Source organism: Micromonospora sp. NPDC049089, assembly GCF_040648775.1.
GTDB lineage: Bacteria > Actinomycetota > Actinomycetes > Mycobacteriales > Micromonosporaceae > Micromonospora.
The window spans coordinates 1-2,077 of record NZ_JBEZEH010000380.1; the positions used below are offsets into that span (position 1 = coordinate 1).

A 2,077-nucleotide genomic window follows, 5' to 3' on the forward strand; every position below is an offset into this window, starting at 1 on the left:
GTGCTAGTGCACGCCCACCCCTACCCCCCGGGGTTTCCCGGTTCCCGGGCCCCCCCCCCGCCGCCCCTCACCCCCCCCACCAACACCCGCCCCCCCGGCCGTGACGCCGGCGGGCCCGTCGTCGTTTCTGGGCCTGCCTACTGCCGGATCTGCACCCCGGCGTCGGCCAGGCCGCGGATCACCTGGGCGGACTCACCGAAGCCGATGATCAGCACGGCGTCCGCGCCGAATGCCTTGATCTCCTTCGCGCCGCCGCTGAAGTCGACCGGGGCGGCCTTCGCGTCGGCCGGCGGCTCGTACGTCAACAGCTTGAGGCGGTCGTTGGCGATACCGGCCTTCTCCAGCTCGTCACGGACGGTGCCCTGGAGGCCCTCACCGTAGGAGTCCTTGCGGGCGACGATGACGATCTTCTGCGACCCGTCGCGGAGGATCACGTCGGCCAGCGCCCGGCCCTGGAGGCTGTCCGGCGGGGCGGTGCGGAAGTAGAGGCCGTTGTCTTCCACGTCGGTCAGCCCGCTGTCGGTGTTGGACGGGGAGAAGAGGACCTTCCCGGCCTGCACCACGTCCGGCAGCACCGCCCGGGAGATGCCCGAACCGCCGGCACCGATGATCACGCTGACGCCGTCCGTCACGTGCTTGGCCACCGTCGCCTTGGCCACCGCCGGGTTGGTGCCGTCGTCGCCGTCGAGCCACGTCACCGGCTTGCCCAGTGCGCCGCCAGCGGCGTTGACCTCCTTGATCGCCAGCGCCGCGCCGGCGGCCATCGGTGGGTAGGCGATCGAGAGGTCACCGGTCTTCGGCAGCAGGCCACCCAGGATCAGTGGCTCCTGGTCGGCGGCGGCGCCACCCGGGCGCTGCTTCTTCGGCTTCGGCGGGGCCTTGGTGCTCGCCGCCGACTCGATGCCGGCACCGACGAACTCGGTCTTGCCGTCGTTGATCTGCTGCCCGTCGAAGGTCAGCGTCGCGTAGCTCGCGGTGGCCGGCTCACCCTTGTCGGTGAAGCCCGCCCGGGTCAGCGACACGCTGCGGTACTCGATGTCCTGCCCGTTGCGGGCCAGCGCGAGACAGCTCGTCGGGTTTTCGCAGCGCTGCCCGTCGTTGGTCACGGCGACGATCTGCTTCGCGATGTCGGTGGGGTCGGTGCTGCCGGCCAACTGGGCGGCGAGCACGGCGATCACCACCGCGTCGTACGTCTCGGCGGAGTAAAGATAGTCCGTCAGCGCCGGATTGACGGCCCGTAGCCGGCCCTTGAAGTCGTCTGGCAGCGGCACGAGGGGCGTGGTGCCCTTCATCCCGTCGACGAGACTCGCCCTTTCCTTCAACTCCGCTGGATAGGAGTTGAGCATGTTGCCGTCCGTGCCGTAGAGGCGCACCTGTTGGGCGCTGGCCTCTTCGGGCTTGTCATCCCCGCAAGCGCTTGTGGCGAGCAGGATCGTCGCGCAGGCAGCCAGTGTGGCTACCCGCGAGCGGCGTGATACGAACATGGTCGTCCTTCCTCCGGCGAAGGTCCGCTGCGCACATTAGCGTGCCGAGGCCGGCGGCGGGACCGTGGAGGTGGCGTAATGCGCAGGTAGCTCGCGTTGAACACGGACAGTGACGGTTGAGGGGGCGCTTGACCACCCGTCCTACTGTGCGCTGCGTGACGGACCTACCACAGCAGACGTTCGATGACGCGGCCGCCGTGCTCCGTTCGGCGCTGACCGGCGATGGAGACGCGGTGGTGGGAGCCTTCGACGCGGTCGTCGACCGGGCCGGCCTGGACGGCGCGTACGACGTCGCCTGGTGCCTGGCCGCGACGATGCTCGGTGACGCGCCGGCAGCCAGCGGGGCGGCGCTCGACTTTCCGGGGATCGACCAGGCCGGGTACGACACCCGCTGGGTGGCCCGCTTCGTCAGCGCGTACGCGAATCGGGACGAGCCGACCGGGGAGGCGCTGTTCGGCGCGGCGGCCGCCGATGGGCTGCTCCCCGACTGCCTTCTCACACTCGCCGGTTCGACGATCGCCACCCTGCGCAGCCGCGCGGAGTGAACCGCCACCGGGTCGGGGGGGGGGGCCGGGGGGGGGGGGCCGGCCCCC

The 2,077-nt window shown here is 71.1% G+C and carries 2 protein-coding genes; one reads left to right on the plus strand and one right to left on the minus strand.

Features of this window, described 5'->3' with window-relative positions:
- Positions 1-137: 137 nt before the first annotated feature.
- Positions 138-1,484: an ABC transporter substrate-binding protein gene (locus AB0B48_RS32895; RefSeq protein WP_357208503.1), complete on the minus strand. Its 1,347-nt coding sequence runs from the start codon at positions 1,482-1,484 to the stop codon at positions 138-140.
- Positions 1,485-1,639: 155 nt separating this feature from the next.
- Between AB0B48_RS32895 and AB0B48_RS32900 the strand changes: the two genes are divergently transcribed.
- On the plus strand, positions 1,640-2,029 hold the full coding sequence (locus AB0B48_RS32900) for a hypothetical protein (protein ID WP_357208505.1): 390 nt from the start codon (positions 1,640-1,642) through the stop codon (positions 2,027-2,029).
- Positions 2,030-2,077: the final 48 nt, after the last annotated feature.